General features: G+C 68.4%; 15 protein-coding genes. 7 read left to right on the forward strand and 8 right to left on the reverse strand.

The window, feature by feature from the left end; all coding sequences use genetic code 11:
- The first annotated feature begins 166 nt into the window (after window positions 1-166).
- Together ACWDV4_RS18535 and ACWDV4_RS18540 are read left to right on the forward strand one after the other, a co-directional pair.
- The gene (locus ACWDV4_RS18535) at window positions 167-2,005 is read left to right on the forward strand and encodes an AMP-dependent synthetase/ligase (RefSeq protein WP_449980303.1); all 1,839 of its coding nucleotides are present in this window, start codon (window positions 167-169) and stop codon (window positions 2,003-2,005) included.
- 83 nt (window positions 2,006-2,088) lie between these two features.
- On the forward strand, window positions 2,089-2,841 hold the full coding sequence (locus ACWDV4_RS18540; protein ID WP_449980305.1) for a TetR/AcrR family transcriptional regulator: 753 nt from the start codon (window positions 2,089-2,091) through the stop codon (window positions 2,839-2,841).
- On the opposite strand, the gene ACWDV4_RS18545 is transcribed toward ACWDV4_RS18540, so the two are convergent.
- The 4 genes from ACWDV4_RS18545 to ACWDV4_RS18560 are packed head-to-tail and all read right to left on the reverse strand — an operon-like array spanning window position 2,827 to window position 7,022.
- Complete coding sequence (locus ACWDV4_RS18545; RefSeq protein WP_449980308.1) at window positions 2,827-3,963, reverse strand: acyl-CoA dehydrogenase family protein; 1,137 nt, start codon at window positions 3,961-3,963, stop codon at window positions 2,827-2,829. The genes ACWDV4_RS18540 and ACWDV4_RS18545 overlap by 15 nt on opposite strands.
- Window positions 3,964-3,991: 28 nt before the next feature.
- Complete coding sequence (locus ACWDV4_RS18550; RefSeq protein WP_449980310.1) at window positions 3,992-5,020, reverse strand: LLM class F420-dependent oxidoreductase; 1,029 nt, start codon at window positions 5,018-5,020, stop codon at window positions 3,992-3,994.
- The gene (locus ACWDV4_RS18555; RefSeq protein WP_449980312.1) at window positions 5,020-6,177 is read right to left on the reverse strand and encodes a CaiB/BaiF CoA transferase family protein; all 1,158 of its coding nucleotides are present in this window, start codon (window positions 6,175-6,177) and stop codon (window positions 5,020-5,022) included. The genes ACWDV4_RS18550 and ACWDV4_RS18555 overlap by 1 nt, the downstream gene beginning before the upstream one ends.
- Window positions 6,174-7,022, reverse strand: coding sequence for an enoyl-CoA hydratase-related protein (locus tag ACWDV4_RS18560; RefSeq protein WP_449980314.1), 849 nt, complete (start codon window positions 7,020-7,022; stop codon window positions 6,174-6,176). Before ACWDV4_RS18560 ends, ACWDV4_RS18555 begins: the two co-directional genes overlap by 4 nt.
- Before the next feature lie 17 nt (window positions 7,023-7,039).
- On the opposite strand from ACWDV4_RS18560, the gene ACWDV4_RS18565 reads away from it, so the two are divergent.
- Window positions 7,040-7,720 (forward strand): GntR family transcriptional regulator, encoded by a 681-nt coding sequence (locus ACWDV4_RS18565; protein ID WP_449980316.1) that lies wholly within the window; start codon window positions 7,040-7,042, stop codon window positions 7,718-7,720.
- Window position 7,721: 1 nt separating this feature from the next.
- Here the strand turns inward: ACWDV4_RS18565 and ACWDV4_RS18570 are convergent, their stop codons facing one another.
- Window positions 7,722-9,212, reverse strand: a complete 1,491-nt coding sequence (locus ACWDV4_RS18570) for an aldehyde dehydrogenase family protein (RefSeq protein WP_449980318.1) — start codon at window positions 9,210-9,212, stop codon at window positions 7,722-7,724.
- Between the two features lie 75 nt (window positions 9,213-9,287).
- Between ACWDV4_RS18570 and ACWDV4_RS18575 the strand changes: the two genes are divergently transcribed.
- Both ACWDV4_RS18575 and ACWDV4_RS18580 read left to right on the forward strand, forming a co-directional pair.
- Window positions 9,288-10,439, forward strand: coding sequence for an acyl-CoA dehydrogenase family protein (locus ACWDV4_RS18575; protein WP_449980320.1), 1,152 nt, complete (start codon window positions 9,288-9,290; stop codon window positions 10,437-10,439).
- A 422-nt stretch (window positions 10,440-10,861) separates the two neighbouring features.
- Window positions 10,862-12,808 (forward strand): GMC family oxidoreductase N-terminal domain-containing protein, encoded by a 1,947-nt coding sequence (locus ACWDV4_RS18580; protein WP_449980323.1) that lies wholly within the window; start codon window positions 10,862-10,864, stop codon window positions 12,806-12,808.
- A 5-nt stretch (window positions 12,809-12,813) separates the two neighbouring features.
- On the opposite strand, the gene ACWDV4_RS18585 is transcribed toward ACWDV4_RS18580, so the two are convergent.
- Window positions 12,814-14,961, reverse strand: a complete 2,148-nt coding sequence (locus ACWDV4_RS18585) for a 3-hydroxyacyl-CoA dehydrogenase NAD-binding domain-containing protein (RefSeq protein ID WP_449980325.1) — start codon at window positions 14,959-14,961, stop codon at window positions 12,814-12,816.
- A gap of 10 nt (window positions 14,962-14,971) precedes the next feature.
- The gene (locus ACWDV4_RS18590; RefSeq protein WP_449980327.1) at window positions 14,972-16,186 is read right to left on the reverse strand and encodes an acetyl-CoA C-acetyltransferase; all 1,215 of its coding nucleotides are present in this window, start codon (window positions 16,184-16,186) and stop codon (window positions 14,972-14,974) included.
- A gap of 184 nt (window positions 16,187-16,370) precedes the next feature.
- Between ACWDV4_RS18590 and ACWDV4_RS18595 the strand changes: the two genes are divergently transcribed.
- Entirely contained in the window at window positions 16,371-17,561 is a 1,191-nt protein-coding gene (locus ACWDV4_RS18595) for a TetR/AcrR family transcriptional regulator (RefSeq protein WP_449980330.1), read from the forward strand.
- 85 nt (window positions 17,562-17,646) lie between these two features.
- Entirely contained in the window at window positions 17,647-18,792 is a 1,146-nt protein-coding gene (locus ACWDV4_RS18600; RefSeq protein WP_449980332.1) for a TetR/AcrR family transcriptional regulator, read from the forward strand.
- A gap of 14 nt (window positions 18,793-18,806) precedes the next feature.
- Here ACWDV4_RS18600 and ACWDV4_RS18605 read toward each other — a convergent pair whose 3' ends face one another.
- Window positions 18,807-20,024: an oxygenase MpaB family protein gene (locus ACWDV4_RS18605; RefSeq protein ID WP_449980335.1), complete on the reverse strand. Its 1,218-nt coding sequence runs from the start codon at window positions 20,022-20,024 to the stop codon at window positions 18,807-18,809.
- Window positions 20,025-20,209: the final 185 nt, after the last annotated feature.

The following is a 20,209-nucleotide window of genomic DNA, read 5'->3' on the forward strand; positions in this document are numbered from 1 at the left end:
ACCTGCAACTGGAATGAGCACGTACGCCAAACGCTTCTTCCCAGAAAGTTAACCGTCGTTTACAGTGCTGTCATGGCTGCGGCGCCCTCGACGGCACCACGGTGAGGGGTACGCCGGCCTCAACTCAAACCACCACCAGGCCCGGTTACGGTTGAAGGAGTACCTCGTGGACCCTGCCGACACCCTTGCCGACCAATACGCCAAGGCAGCTGCCGACCTGACCATTCCCTCCCTCCTACACCGCAACGCCACCGAGTTCGCCCACTTGCCGGCGCTGAGCACGCTCGACCGCAACGACACCCGCACCTGGGCCCAGCTACGCGATGAAGTCGCCGAGCTGTCCGGCGGCCTGGCCGAAATCGGCCTGGAGCCGGGCAGCCGCATGCTGATCATGATGTCGAGCCGGCCGGAACACTGGCTGATCGACCTCGCCGCGGTCCATCTGGGTGCGGTGCCCGCCACGGTCTACCCGACGCTGAGCGACGATCAGTTGCGGTACCTGGCGCTGCACAGCGCCGCCCAGGTGCTCGTGTTGGAAGGTCCCACCGAGCTGGCCCGCTGGCGTCCGATCCTGCCTGACCTGCCCCACCTGCGCCGGATCGTGCTGGTCGACGAGGCCGAAGCCAACGACATGGCCCCGGAGATCGTGCCGCTGTCCCAGCTGCGATCCGTCGGCCAGGCCGCGCACCAAGCCGACCCGGACGCCTTTGAGCGGCGCTGGCGCGCTGTCCGTTCCGAGCAGCCGGTGACGTTGCTGTACACCTCGGGGACGACTGGCGACCCGAAGGGCGTCATACTCAGCCACCACAACGTGGTCTATCAGGCCGTGGTTCTTGAGGCCACCGTGTCCGTACCCGATCATGCACCGACGGTCGCCTATCTGCCGCTGGCCCACATCGCCGAGCGAATGCTGGGCATCTACAACACCATCTACCGCGCCGGTCACGTCACCATCTGCCCCGACCCCGCCCGGCTCATCCCGGCCCTGCGGGCGGTCGGTCCCGCCTCGTTCTTCGGCGTGCCGCGGATCTGGGAGAAGATGGCCGCCGGCGTCCAGGCCCATCTGGCCGCCGCCGAGCCGGCGGTGCGAGATGCCTTCAACGCCGCAAGTGCCGTGGCCCTGGAGGCGTACGAGCTGCGCGCGGCGGGCCAGGCGGTGCCCGACGAGTTGGCCAGTCGATTGGCGCAGGCCGAAGCCACGGTGCTGCGACCACTGAAGTCCACGCTGGGTCTGCAGAACATGGTCTGGGCCGGCAGCGGTGCTGCCCCGATCCCGGTCGACGTGCTGCGGTTCCTGGCCGGGCTCGGCGTCGACGTGCTGGAAGTCTGGGGTATGACCGAGACCACCGGTACCGCCACCATCAACACCCCGGAGCGTTTCCGCACCGGGACCGTAGGTCGGCCCAACCCTGGCATGGAGGTGCGCCTCGCCGGCGATGGCGAGATCCTCGTGCGCGGGCCGTTGGTCTGCTCCGGGTATCTGCGTAGCGACGGCAGCGTCGAGCCGGTCACCGACGCGGACGGCTGGCTGGCCACCGGCGACGTCGGCACGATCGACGACGATGGCTTCCTCACCATCACCGACCGCAAGAAGGAACTCATCATCAACTCCAGCGGGAAGAACATCTCGCCGGCGCACATCGAGGGGCTGCTCCGGGCGCATCCGCTCATCGGTCAGGCGGTCGCGATCGGCGACCGGCGGCCGTACATCACGGCGCTGATCGTGCTGGATGACGATGTCGCGCCCCAGTGGGCGCGGGCGCACGGCATCAGCGACGCGCAGCTGCCCGACCTGGCCTCGGACCCGCTGCTGCTCGCCGAGATCCAGGCCGCCGTCGACGCCGCCAACGCCAAGCTCGCCCGGCCCGAGCAGGTCAAGACCTTCCAGGTGCTGCCGTCGAGCTGGACACCGGAGTCGGGCGAGCTGACCCCCACGTTGAAGCTACGGCGCCGGGTGATCGTCGATCGTTACAGCGAGAGCATCGACGCCCTCTACGGCGGATAGGCCCCGCAGCACTCGAAGTTCCCGGTTCATGGTTGCTACCGTGATACAAAACTCGCATCACGGTATCTCACGAGAGGGCAACCATGCTCCGGGCCGCTTCCGCGAACGCATCCTCTCCCGGTCTACCCGAGGCGGATCACGACCGGCACACCGTAGAACCGCTGCTGTCTGCGCTGGGGAGGACCGCGCCCGGCTCGAAGTCGCTGCTGGAACGCGCCTTCAGCGAGGCGCTGGAACGCGCCGACGAGAATGACGAGGTCACCACGCGGGTTCTCGATGCCGCCTACGAGCAGTTCTGCCGCATGGGCATCCGGCGGTCCACGATGGAGGACGTGGCCCGCCGGGCCGGCGTCTCCCGGATCACGGCGTACCGCCGGTTCGCCACCAAGGACAGGCTGGTCGAGCAGGTGGTCCGCCGGGAGTTCCGTCGCTACTTCGACCAGTTCCTCATCGACATTCAGCAGGCCGCGACCGTCGGCGACCGAGTGGTACTGGGCTTCGTCAGCGCATTGCAGGCTCTCCGCCGTAACCCGCTGATCGGGGGGCTGATGTCCGCCGAAGCTGACGTGCTCATCCCCTCGATGATCAGCGACGGCGGGCAGACGATGGCCACGGTGCAACGGTTCGTCGCCGGCCAACTCCGCAGCGAGCAACGCGCCGGCAACATCTCCGACACGGTGGACGTTGAGGTGGTGGCCGAACTGATGACGCGGCTGTCCTGCTCCTTCTTGATCACCCCCAGCCACGTCGTCGATCTCGATGACACTGAACAGCTGCGCGCCGTGGCCCGCCGGTTCCTCGTGCCCATGCTGGAGTACGGTTCACAGTCCAAGTGACCGGCCGATCACCTCTTTCATGATCTCCGTGGTGCCGCCGTAGATCGTCTGGACACGGGCGTCCAGATACGCCCTGGCCACCGGGTACTCGCGCATGTAGCCGTAGCCACCGTGCAACTGCAGGCAGCGATCGACGGTACGGTGCTGCAGCTCGGTACACCACCACTTCGCCATCGCCGCCGTCTCCGCCGTGAGGCCGGGCTCCACCAGGCACTGGTCGATGAAGACGCGGCCCAGGCGCAGTTCGGTGGCGAGCTCGGCCAGCACGAACCGGTTGTGCTGAAAGCTGCCGATGGGGCGGCCGAATGCCTGACGCTGTTTGCAGTAGGCAAGGGTCTGCTCGAACACCGTCTCGGCACCGGCGAGCGCCGCGACGGCGATCGACAGTCGCTCGAAGGGAAGGTTGCGCATCAGGTAGGCGAAGCCCTGGCCCTCCACACCGAGGAGATTGGCCGCGGGCACCCGGACGTCGGCGAAGAACAGCTCGGCGGTGTCCTGCGCCTTCTGGCCGATCTTGTCGAGGTTGCGGCCCCGCTCGAAGCCGGCCATGCCCCGCTCGACCACCAGCAGGCTGATCCCCCGGTGCCCCGCCGCCGGGTCGGTACGGGCCACGACGATGACCAGGTCGGCCAGGATGCCGTTGCTGATGAAGGTCTTCTGCCCGTTGAGGACGTAACTGTCTCCGTCGCGCACGGCGGTGGTCGTGATGCCCTGCAGGTCGCTACCGGCACCGGGTTCGGACATGGCGATCGCGGTGATGATGTCGCCGGAGCAGAAGCCCGGCAGCCACCGCTGCTTCTGCTCGTCGTTGGTCAGGTCGGTGAGATACGGCCCGATGATGTCGTTGTGCAGGCCAAACGCCGGGCCGCTCGCGCCCGCCCGGGCCAGCTCCTCGGTGAGGACGGCGCTGAAGCGCTGGTCCGTCACCCCGCCGCCGCCGTACTGTTCGTCGACGAAGAAGCCCAGCAGGCCGGCAGCGCCGGCGGCCCGCCACACGCCGCGGTCGACGACGCCGTCGGCTTCCCAGCGCTCGTGGTGCGGTGCGATCTCCTTGTCGATGAAAGCGCGCACCAGTTCGGCGAACGCGAGGTGGTCGGCGGAGAAGATGCTGCGGTTCGCCATGTGCGTCAGCTCCTTGCTGCACAGGTCCCTACTGGGTCATGTCCTTTACGGTGGCGATGAGGCGGCGCGGGTCGGCACCCAGCGGCGTGACGTTGAGGATCGTGACGCCGGCGTCGCGATAGGCCTGGACGCGGTCCCGCACATAGCTCTCCGGCCCGATCAGGCTGGTGCGCTCCAACAGTTCCGCCGGCACGGCGGCGGCGGCCTCCGTCTTGCGGCCGGCCAGGTAGAGCTCCTGGATACGGTCCGCCTCGGCGGCGTAGCCGTAGCGGCACAGCACGTCGTGGTAGAAGTTGCGGCCCTTGGCGCCCATGCCGCCGACGTACAGGGCGATCTGCGGCCGGGCAAGGTCGCGCAGGCCGGTCACGTCCGGGCCAATGGCCAGCGGGCTGCCGGCGACGACCTCGAGCGGTCCGAGATCGTCGGGCCGCTTCGCCCGGCCGGCTGTCAGTGCAGCACCCCAGACATCGGCCGCGCTCTCGGGGACGTAGAGGAACGGCAGCCACCCGTCGGCAAGCTCAGCGGTCATCCGCACGTTCTTGTCACCGAGGCTCGCCAGGTAGATCGGGATGCGGTCGCGTACCGGGTGGGTGAGGAGCTTCAGCGGTTTACCGAGGCCGGTGCCTTCCCCGGCGGGAAGCGGCAGCCGGTAGACGCCGTCCTGAACCAGCGTCTCGCGACGCCACACCTGCCGACAGATCCTGATCACCTCGCGGGTCCGCGCGAGTGGCCGGTCGTAGGCAACGCCGTGCCAGCCCTCGATCACCTGCGGTCCGGACGCGCCCAGCCCGAGAATGGCGCGGCCACCTGAGATCGCGTCCAGGCCGGCCGCAGTCTGTGCCAGCAGCGCCGGGGTTCGGGAGTAAATGTTCAGGATGGCGGAGCCGATCTGCATTCGGGTCGTCTTTGCGGCGAGGTAGCCCATGATGGTCGGCGAGTCGAACCCGTATGCCTCCGCCACCCAGACCACGTCGAGGCCGTCCTGCTCCCAGGCGGCCACGGCGTCCGCGCCGCTCCTGGGGTCCGTGGCGTAGGCCAGTGTTGTTCCGATACGCATCAGCGAGCTCCTCGTGTCTGGCTGACGGTGCCGTTGTCCAGCCACCGCCGTAGGTGTGTGCCGAGACCCCACTCGGTGAGTACGGTCTCGGTATCCGCACCCGGCAGCGGCGGACCGCCGCCGATCGCCCCCGGTGTCTGCGACAGGCGGGGCGCCACTGCGGGCTGCCGTACACCGAAGTGCTCCTCGAACGTCGCGCGTGCCACCAGGTGGGGGTGGCGCTGCGCCTCGGCGAGCGACAGCACCGGTGCCACGCAGGCGTCGGTGCCCTCGAAAACCTTGGTCCACTCGTCGCGGGTACGGCCGGCGAAGACCTCCGCGAAGCGCGCGCGTAACACCGGCCATCCGGCGACGTCGTGCTGGGCCGGCAGATCCGCGTCGGCCAGCCCGAGCAACCGCAGCAGTTCGGCGTAGAACTGGGGTTCCAGTGCACCGACCGCCATGTGGCCGCCATCAGCGGTTGCGTAGACGTCGTAGAACGGCGCCCCGCCGTCGAGCAGGTTGCGGCCACGCTCGGGTTGCCACGCGCCAGCGGTGAGAAGACCGGCGAACATCGTGGTGAGGTGGGCCGTGCCGTCGACGATGGCAGCGTCCACTACCTGCCCGCGGCCGGTGGTTCGGGCCACATGCAGCGCCGCCAGGCAGCCGACGACGAGGTAGAGCGCGCCACCGCCGAAGTCACCGACGAGGTTGAGCGGGATCTGCGGCGGCCCACCCGCACGGCCGATCGGGTGAAGCGCCCCGGCGACGGCGATGTAGCCGATGTCGTGACCGGCAGCCCGGGCCAGCGGCCCGTGCTGTCCCCATCCGGTCATCCGTCCGTAGACGAGGCCCGGGTTTCGCTCCAACACGGCCTGCGGCCCGATGCCGAGCCGTTCGGCCACCCCGGGACGCCAACCCTCGATCACGATGGCAGCCTGATCGGCCAGTCCGAGGACGACCTCGGCTCCGTCGGGATGCTTGAGGTCCACGACGACCGACCGTTTACCCCGGTTGAGCAGGTCCCGCCTCGGGTCGCCGGCCGCCAGCGCACCCGGTTCGGGTCGGTCGACCCGTACGACGTCGGCCCCCAGGTCGGCCAGGAGCATCGCCGCGAACGGGCCGGGGCCGATCCCGGCGAGTTCCACGACCCGGACCCCGGCCAGCGGGCCGCTCATGCGCCGGCCCGTGCCGCGAAGCGGGGAGCGCGTCCCTGGGCCTGGCTGGCAAGGGCCTCACCGAAGTCGGCCCCGGCGAGGGAAGCGGCCATCAGCCGCGTCGCGTCGGCGGCTGCCTGGGCGGCCCCGGTCTCCAGGCCCGACCACACCTGCTGCCGGATCACCGCCATGGAGACCGGCGAGCAGTGCGCGGCAAGATCGGCGGCATAGGCTTGCGCCTCGGCCAGCACCTCGTCGCGTGGAAGCACTCGTTGCACCAGTCCGATCCGGAGCGCCTCCACCGCATCGATCTTGCGGCCGGACACCAGCAGATCCAGCGCGTTGCCGACGCCGACCAGCCGGGGCAGCAGCCAGGCGCTGCCGTATTCGGCGATGAGGCCGAGCCGGCTGAACGCAGCGGCCAGGCGGGCCTGCGTCGCCAGGAAGCGCACGTCGGCATAGAGGGCGTGGACCAGGCCGAGGCCGGCAGCGCCGCCGTTGACCGCGGCGACGATCGGCGTTCCCAGCGTCATCGGCAGATGCGGTTCGAAGCCGAACTCGTCCAGCAACTGGTCGCGGTGACGCTCGTCGAGTAGCGCCTGCAACGCCCCCGGGTCGGCACCCACGCAGAACCAGTCACCGACACCGGTCACCACGATCGCCCGTACCTGCGGATCCGCGTCGGCAGCCAGCAACGCCGCGTAGTAGTCGCGGAACATGTCCAGCGTCATCGCGTTTCGCTGGTCGGGCCGGTCGAACCAGATCGTACGGACTCCGGCGCGGGTGGCAGCCCGCAGGCCACAGCCGACCGGTTCGGCCTCGCGCAGGGACGGGCCCTTCGCCGCGTCCTTTATGACATTTGACATTTGATAGTCTCATCCCTGTGGCGGAGCGGAGCAAGGTGCAAGACGTTTCTCATCCTCAGCTGTCAGAGACCGTGGCGAGCCTGCTGCGTGACCGGATCATGTCCGGCCAGCTGCGACCCGGCGAACGGATCCGGCTCGAGGAAGTCGCCCAGGAGACCGGACTGAGCATCACGCCGGTCCGCGAGGCCCTGCTGATGCTGCGCGCGGAGGACATGGTCGAGCTGCAGCCGAGGCGCGGCCACGTGGTCGCACCACTGTCCAGGCAGGACATCATCGACGTGTTCGGCCTCCAGGGTGACATCGCCGGTGAGCTCGCTGCCCGGGTCGCCGTCAGCATCACGCCCGCCCAGCTCGACGACCTGCGGCAGCAGCACGAGCGGCTGCGCCGGGCCGCCCAGGCCCGCCAGACCAGCCGGGTCGAGCAGCTCGAGTTCGAGTTCCACCGCAGCATCAACCGACTGGCCGACGCACGCAAGCTGTCCTGGCTGCTGCGGAAAGCAACCCGCTACACCCCGTCGCGGTTCTACGCGGCCAACCCGGAATGGCGGGCCGGCATGATCGCCGATCACGAGGCCCTGCTGAGCGCGCTGGAGGCCCGCGACCCGGTCGCCGTCCGGCCGATCATGGCCCGCCATTTCACCGACGGCGCGGAGCGCTTGGTCAAGCATCTCGATGGCCTGGGGATGTGGAGTGACTGAGTTACCGGCGACCATGGCGCCACTTGAACATCGCCAGCGAGGACCGCATGGCGGAAGCGGTCGGCTGTAGCGTCATCACATCAATCGGCGGCCGGAACCGCTGCCAGGTAACCGACCGCGGCCGGCTGAACTCGCGCAGACCGTCCGCGCCGTGGACCCGCCCGAAGCCCGAGTCGCCGACGCCGCCGAAGGGCAGCGACGGCACTCCGGCGTACCCGAGCACCGAGTTGACCGACACCGCGCCCGCCCGTAGCCGCGCGGCGAGCGCCAGTCCGTGGTGGCGATGTCGCGTGAAGATCGAGCCGGAGAGCCCATAGCTGGTCGCGTTCGTCCGGCGCAGCGCCTCGTCGGCGTCAGCCACCGGGTTGACCACCAGCACCGGACCGAACGTCTCGTCGGTGACCGCCGCGCTGTCCTCGGGGACATCAGCCAACAGCACCGGCTCGACGAACGGCGGCCGCACCGAACTCGCATCACCGACCAACGCCCGGGCACCCCGGTCCATCGCGTCGGTGATGTGACTCAGCACGATGTCGGGCTGGGTCGGCGTGGTCATCGGCCCGTACGGCGCGTCCGGCTCGGCACCCGGCCGGACCTGCCGTACCAGCTCGGTCAGCTTGGCCACGAACGGCTCATACACGGCCTGCTCGACGTAGACGCGCTCGACTCCGGCGCACGTCTGCCCGGCGTTGCCCAGACCGCCGAACACGGCCGCCTGGGCGGCCGCATCGAGGTCCGCGTCGGCCGTGACGATGAGCGCGTCCTTGCCCCCGCCCTCGATGACGACGGGGGTCAGGTTCTCGGCGCAGGCGGCCATGACCGCACGCCCCGTCGCAGCCGATCCGGTGAACGCGATCTTGTCGACCGCCGCGCGGCACAGCGCGGCTCCGGTCGTACCGTCACCGGTGACGACCTGCAGGACCGGTCGATCGGGAAGCAGTTCACTCCAGCGCTGGGCCAGCCACACCCCGACTCCAGGGGTGAACTCGCTGGGCTTGAACACCACCGCGTTTCCGGCGGCCAGCGCATGCGAGATCGCCCCCATCGGCGTGTAGACGGGGTAGTTCCACGGTCCGATCACGCCGACGACACCGTACGGCACATACTCCACCGAGCTGGCCTGATTGAACGCCAGCAGGCCGGAGGCCACCGAGCGCCGCTTCAGTACCCGCCGGGCGTGCCGGGCAGCCCAGTCCAGGTGTTCGATGGCGAGCATCACCTCGAGCTGTGCCCCCGCGACCGTCTTGCCGGTCTCGTTCCGGATCAGTTCGGCCAGCTCATCGATGCGGCTCGCGACGAGCGTCTTGTACTCAAGCAGATGACGCCGGCGCTGTCGGGCGTCCAGGCTGGCCCACCAGCCTGCCGCATCACGCGCTTGTTGGACGGCGTTGTGTACTGCGGCTTCGTCGGCGATGTCGTAGTCGGCGCGGGACTCGCCGGTTATCGGGTCGACGACGTGGAGCCGACGAGGGTGCTCAACCAGGGATGTCATCGACAGCCTCCTGACATTTGATATTCGATACTCTAGCCTTGCTGTCAATCCCTTTGCGACGCTGGAGGTACAGCTGTGGAATGGAGCGACGAGCAAAGATCACTTGTCGCGGCAGTGCAGGACTTCTGCCGCCGCGAGGCCGGAACCCGCGAGCAGCGGCAGAAACTCACCAACGGCGGACGGGAACCCCACAGCCCGGAGCTGTACCGCAAGATGGCTGACCTCGGCTGGCTCGGCCTGTCGCTGCCCGAGGAGTTCGACGGCGGCGGCGCGGGCATGGTGGAGCTGTGCCTCTTTCTGGAGGAAACCGCCAAAGCGATGGCGCCGATCGGCGGCTTCACCACCTCGATCATCGTCGCCGCCACCTACGAGCGATTCGGTTCACTGGAGCAGAAAAAGCTCATCCTGAGTGGGGTGGCCCGAGGCGTCATCGAGGCGGTCGCGATGTCCGAGCCCGAAGCTGGCTCAGACGTGGCCAACCTGAGCTGCCGCGCCGAACGCCGGGGCGACGGGTTCGTCATCAACGGCCAAAAGACCTGGTGTTCCAACGCCCACCTCGCCGAGCACATCCTGCTCGTCGCCCGTACATCTGGCCGGGCTGGCGACCACAACGGCCTGACCATGTTCCTGGTCCCCGCCACGGCGCCCGGACTGACCATCTCCGGCATCGACACCATGGGCGGCCGCGAGGTCAACGACCTCTACTTCACCGACTGCGTGCTGCCCGCCGACGCCGTGGTCGGCCAGATCGACCAGGGCTGGCGGCAACTGATGGCCGGGCTCAACATGGAGCGACTGATCCTCGCCAGCGTGATGCTCGGCACCGCCCAGCGAGCGTTCAACGACGTCGTGGAATACGTCAAGAACCGGCGCCAGTTCCGTCGGCCAATCGGATCGTTCCAGGTGATCCGGCACCGCCTTGCCGAACTGGCCACCGAGATCGAGTGCGCCCGACTACTGGTCTACCACACCGCCGCCCAGGTCGACCGATCACCGGACACGACGCTGCCCCGGGAGAGTTCGATGGCGAAACTCAAGGCCACCGAGACCGCCCGCCGCGTCACCCTGGACGCTATGCAGATGATGGGCGGCTACGGGTACACAACCGAGTTCGACATGGAGCGCCTGGTCCGATCCTCGGTCGTGTCCACCGTTTACGGCGGCACCAGCGAAATCCAGCGCGAGATCATCGCCAAGACCTACGGACTGTCCGACCAGATGCAGTGACGCGCTGTCGGCGAACACGTTCGCCGCATGGACGCCCGGCCGGCGAGTGTGTCCAACACTCGCCGGCCGCGCTGCTTTGTTAGGAAGGAATCGCTCGCCTGCTCCCCTGACGCGCGCGCATGTCGCGTAGCCGTACCACGGGAGACCAGGCCACGAGCAGTAATCCGGCGATCCGACCGGCCGATCAAGGCCAGATCGACCCGAGGTGCGATCCGCGACTCTTCCCAGGAAGTTACGCGTGATTTACAGTTCCGTGAATAACGACGAGAATGCCTGCACTGTCGATCGCGCGCCGATCAGCCCATAACCGGCGGTACCGCCGATGCGCCGTCCTGAGCATTCACCAACATCGCCGGCCACGGCGCGCTCGCTGCACGCCAGCTCCGACCACGCGTGACCCGCCCCTCCTGAACGGAGAAACCATGGAGTTGTCCACCAAGCAGCGCGCCACTCTGGCGAGCATCTGTGACACGTTCGCCCCCGGAGACGGGGCCGACCTCCCGTCGGCCAGTCAACTCGGTGCAGTCGAGATCATGGCCGCACTGGTCCTGCACAATCCGCGCACCACCGAGGCCAAGCAATTCCTCCGGCTGCTGGATGTGTGGGACTCCCCCGCTGCCCAGCTGATTCTCAGCGGCGGCGCACGGCGGTTCTCCCGACAGAGCCAGCAGCAACGCGAGCAGATGCTACTCACCCTGGCTGAGTCGAGCATCACCCGCAAACGAGCGCTCTTCCAGGCGCTCAAGGGTGCCGCGACCCTCTCCTACTACATGACACCCGGACCGACCGGTCATTCGCCGCTGTGGGATTCGATCGGCTATCCCGGCCCACTTGGCCCCAGGACCGACGCCCCGGAGCCCGTACTGGCTCCGATCCGCCCGGCTGGGGCAACCACCCTGGACTGTGACGTCGTCATCGTCGGATCGGGAGCTGGCGGCGGCACCGCTGCGGCCGTCCTCGCCGGCCATGGCCTGGACGTGGTCGTCGTGGAGAAGGGCGAATACTACGACGACCGGGACTTCGACGGCGGGGAATTGTCCGGGCTGTCGCGGCTGTACGCTCCTGGCCCCGCAGCCACCGCAGAGGGCCAGCTGAGTCTTCTCCAGGGACAGTGCCTCGGTGGCGGCACCGTCGTCAACTACACCACGTCGTTTCGTACCCCGCCGCGCGTTCGGGAGGAATGGGCCGCACTGGGTGTGCCACAGTTCGCCACCGATGAGTACGAGCATTGCCTCGACGCGGTGTGGTCCCGGCTCGGCGTCAACCGCGACCACGGCCAGATCTCGTCCCGCGACGCGCTCATGGAACGTGGACTGGCCAAGCTCGGCTGGCACGTCGACGAGATGCCCCGCAACGTCGACGGCTGCGACACCGGCATCGAGTGCGGGCGGTGCGGCCTGGGCTGCCGCATCGGCGCCAAGCAGTCCACGGCCAAGACCTGGCTCGTCGACGCCCAGCGCGCAGGCGCACGACTCGTCGTCGGCGTCGACGTACGCACCGTCACCGTCACGGCCGGCCGGGCGACCGGCATCGCCGGCCACACCGCCGCCGGTCACCCGGTGACCATTCGCGCCCGTGCCGTGGTCGCCGCCGCCGGCAGTGTGCAGACACCGGCCCTGCTACGCCGTTCCGGACTCACCAACCCGAACATCGGTCGGCACCTCCATCTGCACCCGGCCACCGGGGTCTGGGGAGTGTTCGCCGAGGAGACCCGACCGTGGGAGGGCGGGATGCAGACCCGGTACTCCACCGAACATGCCGATCTCGACGGCCGCGGCTACGGCGTCATCTACGAGACCGTCGCCACCAATCCGGCCACCGCCGTGTCGTTCATGAGCTGGACAGGCGCACAGGCCCACCTGGACCAGATGCGATCGCTGCCACACCTCGGCGGGGTCGGCATCATCACCCGCGACCGCGACAGCGGACAGGTCAAGGTCGGCAGCGACGGCGAGCCGGTGGTGCACTACCGCATCTCCGCCTACGATGCCGCGCACATGCGGGCCGGGATCGAGGGCGCTGCCCGAATCGTCGAGGCCGCCGGCGCCCGCAAGCTGTTCTCCGGACACCAACGTGGCAAGATCTGGGAACGCGGCAAGGGCTCCATTGACGACTTCATCCGATACACCAATGCATTGGGGACCGCGCCCGGCCAAATCGCCATGGCCGCCCTGCACATCATGGGCGCGGCCCGCATGGGCGGCAGCAAGGCGACGTCGGTCGCCGGGCCGGACGGTGCCACGTGGGAGGTCCCGAACCTGGTCCTCGCCGACGCGTCCACCTTCCCGGCGTCGTTGGGCGTCAACCCGATGATCTCTGTCGAGGCCATCGCGTACATGAACGCCCAACGTCTCGCCGCCGTACTCTGACCACACTATTCGAAGCGTTCACCCCGGTCGGCCATGGCCAACAGCAACTGGGGCGGGCTGAACCGGTCACCGTAGCGCTCCGCGAGCACCCGCGCGCGGGCAACGAAGCCCGGCAGCCCGCCCTCGTACTGGTTGATGTACTGCAGGACGCCGCCGGTCCAGCTCGGATAGCCGATGCCCAGAATCGAGCCGACGTTGGCATCGACCACCGAGGGCAACACACCCTCTTCGAGGCACCGCACCGACTCGATCGCCTCGATGAAGAGCATCCGCTCCTTGAGGTCTTCGAAGGGTGTGTCGAGGTTCGTTCCGCCGAAATTGTCGCGCAGGCCCGGCCAGAGCCCGACCCGCTTGCCGTCACGGTAGTCGTAGAAGCCAGCGCCACCCGAGCGTCCGGGCCTGCCGTAGTCGTCGATCATCCGGTCGATGACGGCGTCTGCGGCGTGGGGCTGCCAGGTGCCGCCAGCGGCGACCGTCGCTGCGGCCGTCTCCTGCCGAATCTTGCGAGGCAGGGTGAGGGTGAGTTCGTCCATCAGCGCAAGGACCGGTGCGGGGTATCCGGCCTGGCTACTGGCCTGCTCGATCGTGGCCGCCGGAATCCCTTCGGCCAGCATCGCCACGCCCTCGTTGGTGAACGTGCCGATGACCCGGCTGGTGAAGAAGCCGCGACTGTCGTTGACGACGATGGGCGTCTTGCGTAGCCGACGTACGACGCCCAGGGCCCGCTGCAGTGTGGCCTCGTTGGTTCGCTCGCCGCGAATCACCTCGACCAGCGGCATCTTGTCCACCGGTGAGAAGAAGTGCAGCCCGATGAACTCCTCCGGCTTGCTGACACCCTCGGCGAGCATGGTGATGGGCAGGGTGGACGTGTTGGAGGCGATGAGCGCGTCCGGCGCGACCTGCTCGATCTCGGCGTACACCTTGTGCTTGAGCGCGGGATCCTCGAAGACCGCCTCGATGGCGAGGTCGACGCCAGCCAGGTCGGCCAGGTCCTCGGTCGCCTGGATCCGGGCCAGGATCGCGTCGCGCTCCTCCGGTGTGGATTTACCCCGGGCAACGGCCTTGTCGAGCAGGCCCGCCGAGTAGGCCTTGCCGCGCAGCGCCCCCTCGACGGTCACGTCCTTGAGCACGACCTGCATGCCGGCCCGGGCACACACGTAGGCGATGGCGGCACCCATCATGCCCGCGCCGATGACCGCCACCCGCTGTACCGGCGGGTGGCCCGCCCCAGTGTCCCGCGAGCCGGCGGTCTGCACGTCGAAGAAGAGCGCCTTGATCATGTTCTTGGAGATTTGACCGGTGGCCAACTCCGTGAAGTACCGCCCCTCGATGGTGAAGGCGGTGTCCAGGTCGACCTGCGCACCTTCGACGGCAGCGGCAAGAATGTTGAACGGGGCAGGATAGGGCGCACCCTTGAGCTGCTTGCGCAGAGTGGCAGGCATGGCCGGTAGCTGGACGGCGAGCGCCGGGGTGGACGGGGTTCCGCCAGGAATCTTGTAGCCCTTGCGGTCATAGGGCTGCGTCGCGTCGGGGTTCGCAGCGATCCAGGCGCGGGCGGCCTCCATCATGCCCACCTCATCGGCGGCGACCTCGTCGACCAGCCCGTGCGCGAGTGCGTCCTGTGGTCGGCGCCGCTGGCCGCGTAGCAGCCAGTTGACCAGCGCATCGGCCACGCCCAGCAGCCGGACGGTGCGCACCACGCCGCCGCAGCCGGGCAGCAGGCCGAGGGTGACCTCGGGAAAACCGATCTCGATGCCCGGGTTGTCGAGCACGATGCGGTGGTGGCACCCCAGGGCGAGCTCCAGTCCGCCACCGAGGGCTGACCCGTTGATGGCGGCGACGACCGGACGCCCGAGTGTTTCGAGCCGACGCACGGCATTCTTGAGCAGGCGCGTCTCGGCCGTGGACGCCTCGGCGTCGGCCGGCGTCAGCCGCAGCAGGCTGTCCAGGTCACCGCCGGCGAAGAACGTCTTCTTGGCCGAGGTGATGATCACGCCAGCGATCCCGTCGCGCTCGGCCTCGAGCCGATCCACCGTCGCGATGAGGCTCGCCGTGAATTCGCCGTTCATCACGTTCGCCGAACGCCCCGGGTGGTCGAGGGTCAGCAGGACGAGGCCGTCATCGCCGTACTCCCACCGAATTGTGTTGACCATTCGTGACTCCTCAGATTCGTTCAATGACGGTCGCAATGCCCATGCCGCCGCCGACGCAGAGCGTGGCGAGCCCGTAGCGACCACCGCGGCGCTCCAGCTCGTCGACGAGCGTGCCAAGGATCATGGCTCCGGTGGCGCCCAGCGGGTGCCCCATCGCGATCGCGCCGCCGTTGACGTTGACGATGTCCATGCTCAGGCCCAGGTCAGCGATAAACCGTAGGACCACGGCCGCGAACGCCTCATTGATCTCCACCAGGTCGAGGTCCTCGACGCCAAGGCCAGCCTTGGCCAGCGCCTTGCGAGCGGCCGGAGCCGGGCCGGTAAGCATGATCGTCGGATCGGCACCGCTGAGTGCGGTAGCGACGATGCGCGCCCGCGGGGTGAGACCCGCGGCCGCACCGACCGCCTCGCTGCCAATGGCCACCAACGAGGCACCGTCGACGATGCCGGACGAATTTCCTGCCGTGTGAACGTGGTTGATGCGCTCGATCCAGTGGTACTTCTGGAGCGCGACCGCGTCGAAGCCGGCCTTCTCCCCGATGCCAGCGAAGGAGGGACGGAGTGCGGCGAGACCCTCCGCGGTCGAGTCCGGCCGAATGTGCTCGTCGCGGTCGAGGACCGCCAACCCGTTGCGGTCCCGCACGGGTACGACCGAACGGTTGAAGTAGCCGTTGGCCCACGCCTTTGCCGCGCGGGCCTGCGACTGCAGCGCGTAGCCGTCGACCACGTCGCGGTCATAGCCGTCGAGGGTCGCGATAAGGTCCGCGCTGACGCCCTGCGGCACGAAGCCGGTGCGGAAGCCGGTCTCCGGATCCAGCGCCCACGCCCCGCCGTCAGACCCCATCGGCACCCGGGACATCGACTCGACGCCGCCCGCGAGCACGAGATCTTCCCAGCCCGAACGGACCTTCTGCGCGGCGATGTTCACCGCCTCCAGACCCGAGGCACAGAACCGGTTGAGCTGGACACCGGCCACTGTGTCGGGCAGACCTGCGACGAGGGCAGCCGTCTTGGCGATGTCGGCGCCCTGGTCGCCCAGCGGGCTCACCACCCCGAGCACGATGTCGTCGATCAGCGCCGGATCCAGCCCCGGCATGCGCCGCAACGTCTCCTCGATCAGACCGGCGACAAGCGAAACCGGCTTAACCCCGTGCAGCGATCCGTTCGGCTTTCCCCGGCCGCGCGGTGTGCGCAGTGCATCGTAGATGAACGCCTCGGTCGTCATGGCCAAGCTCCTCGTTGCTCACCCGAATGCGAATTCAGCCTAACTTTCGTTGAGCTCGCGGTCACTTGTCAAGGAGCCTCCGCACACGAAGCGTGCTGGCTGCCCTCAGCCTCGTCCACGCGCGGCGAATGAGAAGGCCGACGGTCGCCGCGACCTTCTCGCGAGGTGGCGCTAACGTGTAGGGGTGCGACCAGCAGCGAGCAGTGTGGGCCCGGTAGCGACGAAACGGCCAAAAGATCGCAAGGACCGCATTGCGTTGGCCGGCGCCGAACTGTTCTGCGAGCGGGGCTATCACGGGGTCTCCGTCGACGAGATCGCCGCCGTCGTCGGCATCAGCGGCCCTGCGGTGTACCGACACTTCCCAAACAAGTACGCAATCCTCGTCCACGCCACCCGGGAGGTCGTCGGCGCTCTACTCGCCGCGACCGCCGACCCGCACGCGACCAGCACCGAGGGCATCCTGGACGAACTGCTCACCGCGCTGGCCGGCGTCGCCGTAAGCAAACGGCGCGTCGCCGGGCTGTACCAGTGGGAGGGCCGCTACCTCACCCCCGAGCACCAGCGGGAGTTCGCCGCGACCCTGGCCATGCTGGTCGACCGTCTCGCCGGGCCGCTGCGCGAGCTACGGCCCGACCTGACTGCCGGCCAGGCCAAGCTGCTGGTCAATGCAGCACTCAGCGCCTTCGGCAGCGTGTCCACCCACCGTGCGGCGGCAACCGGTACCGAGCAACTGCTCACCCGGGTCGCCTGGACCCTACTGCGGGCCGACGCACCCCAGTTGCCGCCACAGCAGCGCGCGACGCCAGGCGCCACGCCGGTACGCCCGGCGTCGCGTCGTGAACTGCTACTGAGCGAGGCAATCCGCCTGTTCCACCACCACGGCTACCACGCCGTCGCCGTCGAGGACATCGGGCGCGCGGCCGGCATGCAGGCCTCCAGCGTGTACCGGTACTTCCCCAGCAAGGCCGACCTGCTCGCGGCCGCCTACTACCGCGCCACCGACCGCCTCACCGGTGCCACGACTGCGGCGATCGCCGAGGCGAGCGACCCGGCCGACGCCCTGCGCCGGGTCGTACAGGCCTATGTCGCCTATGCGTTCGGCCAGAGCGACCTCGTCGCGGTCTACCTGGCGGAAAACAACAACCTGCCCGACGAGGACCGCCACCAGCTGCGCGGGGCGCAGCGCTCGCACGTTGAGGAATGGGTGCGACTCGTCGGTACGGTGCGACCGGACCTGCCGGTCGCCGACGCCCGCGTGCTGGTGCACGCCGCACTCAACGTCATCACCGACATCGGCCGGCTCGGCCGCTTCGACCGCACCTCGGGCTACGACGCTCAGACGACCCGCCTCGCCCTCGCGGTGCTGCAGGCCTAACCATCTGGTGCTGTGATTGACTAGCGCGTATGGTCTTGTGTCCGCCCACGTCTACTCGAGCGATCCTGTGACCACCGGGCCGACTGTGGCAGCACGACCGCGCAACCGCAAGCAGACCATCGTCGAAGCGGCTGGCCAGGTGTTCAGCGAGCGCGGCTACCACGCGGCGTCCATGGAGGAGATCGCCGCCGTCGTGGGTATCAGCGCGCCAGCGCTCTACCGGCATTTCCCAAACAAGTACGCGTTGTTCGCCGCATGCGCCAACATCATGGTGGACAAGCTCGTCGCGGCTATTGACGAGTGGCCGCCCGAGGCGGCTTTGCAGGATGTGCTCCTTGCTCTCACCCAGGTCACGGTCTCGCACCGCGCGTCGGGCGGCCTCTACCGGTGGGAGGCCCGCTACCTCGAGCGCGATGACCGCCGGCTGCTTCGGACGAAGTTCGCGTACGTCGTGGGGCGGGTGACCGACATGGTGCAGCGTGAGTACCCGCTGCCCGACGAGCAACTGCGGGCCGTCGCGGCCCTCGGTGTGATCGGGTCCATCACGATGCATCACACCTCGATCGCCCAACGCCGGATCGAGGATCTGTTGCTGGCATCCGCGATGAGTGTGGTGGCAACCGATCCGGCGGCGGCCGCGGGCACCGCACGTCTGGTCGAACTCCCCGCCCAGCCCGTGCCGCGCACCCGGCGCGCGGAGATCCTGGCGGCGGCCATTCCACTGTTCGCGCGGGACGGGTTCGGGAACGTTACGAACGCACAGATCGCTCAGGCGGTGGGGCTCGCCCCATCCGCGATCTATCGCCACTACCCTGGCAAGGTCGACATCCTGGTTGCCGCCTGTCTACAGGCGGCGGGACTGCTGGCCCAGGCGGTGGACCGGAGCCTGCACCAAGCGGCCGATCCGCGTCAGGCCTTGGTCGCGCTGGCGGCGGCGTACGTGGCCTATTGTTTCGAGCACAACGCGCTCAACAGCGTCGCCGAAGCCGAGCTCGCCAGCCTTCCGGCCGACATGCGGCGCCCGCTGGTCCACGCGCAGCGTGAGCACATAGCTGTCTGGGAACAGCAGTTACGGACGGTCCGCCCGGAGCTGGACCGGCGACAGGCCCGGCTGCTGGTGCACGCGGGGTTCGGTGTAGTGGTCGAGGCCGGGCGCGCCCTGCGCTGGCAGGACGCCCCCGGCCATCGGGACGCGGTAACCGCTCTGGTCACCGGTGCCCTGACCCGGTGAGCCGGGATGCCGGCTCAGCTGCCGGCCCGGTTCCTAGTCGGAATGGTGATGGGAGTTTGGGTCGGCGAGCTGCCGTTGTTGAGGAACAGCATCGCCAGGCCGCGCACGAACCGGTCGAACATGGTGAAGGTGCCCGGCATGATCGGCGACAGCCCTTCGCGGAACCCGATGTAGGCGGGCCAACCGACCTCGATCACGCCCCGTGAGACGGGGTGGCGTGGCAGCTGCAGCCAGTCGCCGATCTCGTCGCTGAGCAGGTAGCGGGCGAACTCGCGTTGGAATCCCTTGGTGACACCCAGATCGACCGATGACGTCAGGTTCAACAGGATGTCGGCCAGATCGATGCCTTCCCGCGTCGGCGCGAGCAGCGGGGTCAGTACGTACTCCGACTGTTCCTCCGCCGCAGCCCAGGTCGCGGGGATGAACTCGTCCCGCACGCCGAGCAGGTGCAGCGCGACCTGCCACATGTGCAGGTAGGCCTCCTCTTCCGCAGTCGACATCCGAAGGCCGAAGTTACGCCACTCGCGCAGCTTCCGGCGCACGTAGGTGCCCAGGCTGTGGAAGGTGATGAGAATGTCACCGTTGCTGATGGGGATCGGGTGGTCGGTGACCGCCTGCCACGCTGGTGACTGCGGCAACAGGTGCCGCACCGCAGCGTGCGTCAGTCGCGTCTTGTGGGACGTGACCATGAAGTAGCCCGCAGGCTTGAAGGCATCGGCCGTGTTCAGGTCATAGCCGTACGTGAAGGTCTTGGCGGCACGCGCCTGCATGTCGGCGCCGCCCTCGGACCAGTAGACGTTGCGGGCTTCCCGTGGGATGACTGTACTCATGATTCCGCTGCCCAGGCCGTACAGCAGGAACAGGTACATGCTCATGCGCTTGTTGAACTGGGCGGCGCGATCCAGTTTGACCGGATCGGCCCACGACGGCAGGGCGTGGACCCTGTTGAGGTAGGCGGTGAGCTCGGCGGGCAGGCCGCTGGGCAGCGGGTCGCCGTTCTTGCTCCAGGTCTTGAACGCCTCGTTGACCGCCGGGATCTGGTTGTTGTCGAGCAGTGAGACGAGAAGCGGGTCGGTGTCGTCGTCCCAGACATCCCACGGGTCAGTGACCGTGTCGGTTCCGGCGATCGAGTTGGCGGACGACCACGCCCACGCCTTGGGAGCCTCTGTCGCAGCTACCAGACCCAGTGCGGCACCGAGGGTCAGGACGCTCCTTCTGCTGAGATTTTGCATTCGCGCTCCTACCTACGGTTCGGCCGGACATCGCCTTGAACACCGGCTTATGCCAACGAAACGAGCGGGTTTCAAGCCATCCGGTCATGTGATTTCCTATTAACATAGAGCAGCATGACTCGACCGGCAAGGGGGCGCGTTCGACACAAGGACGCATCCATCAACTTCACGCCGAAAGGCGCGGC

It is taken from the genome of Micromonospora sp. NPDC003197, from assembly GCF_053590565.1.

Excerpts from the sequence above, each read along its gene's own strand:
- ACWDV4_RS18590 (WP_449980327.1), bottom strand. The coding sequence starts at position 16,186 with ATGACGACCGAGGCGTTCATCTACGATGCACTGCGCACACCGCGCGGC.
- ACWDV4_RS18560 (WP_449980314.1), bottom strand. The coding sequence starts at position 7,022 with ATGTCAAATGTCATAAAGGACGCGGCGAAGGGCCCGTCCCTGCGCGAG.
- ACWDV4_RS18545 (WP_449980308.1), bottom strand. The coding sequence starts at position 3,963 with ATGGCGAACCGCAGCATCTTCTCCGCCGACCACCTCGCGTTCGCCGAA.
- ACWDV4_RS18585 (WP_449980325.1), bottom strand. The coding sequence starts at position 14,961 with ATGGTCAACACAATTCGGTGGGAGTACGGCGATGACGGCCTCGTCCTG.
- ACWDV4_RS18555 (WP_449980312.1), bottom strand. The coding sequence starts at position 6,177 with ATGAGCGGCCCGCTGGCCGGGGTCCGGGTCGTGGAACTCGCCGGGATC.
- ACWDV4_RS18570 (WP_449980318.1), bottom strand. The coding sequence starts at position 9,212 with ATGACATCCCTGGTTGAGCACCCTCGTCGGCTCCACGTCGTCGACCCG.
- ACWDV4_RS18550 (WP_449980310.1), bottom strand. The coding sequence starts at position 5,020 with ATGCGTATCGGAACAACACTGGCCTACGCCACGGACCCCAGGAGCGGC.
- ACWDV4_RS18540 (WP_449980305.1), top strand. The coding sequence starts at position 2,089 with ATGCTCCGGGCCGCTTCCGCGAACGCATCCTCTCCCGGTCTACCCGAG.
- ACWDV4_RS18580 (WP_449980323.1), top strand. The coding sequence starts at position 10,862 with ATGGAGTTGTCCACCAAGCAGCGCGCCACTCTGGCGAGCATCTGTGAC.
- ACWDV4_RS18605 (WP_449980335.1), bottom strand. The coding sequence starts at position 20,024 with ATGCAAAATCTCAGCAGAAGGAGCGTCCTGACCCTCGGTGCCGCACTG.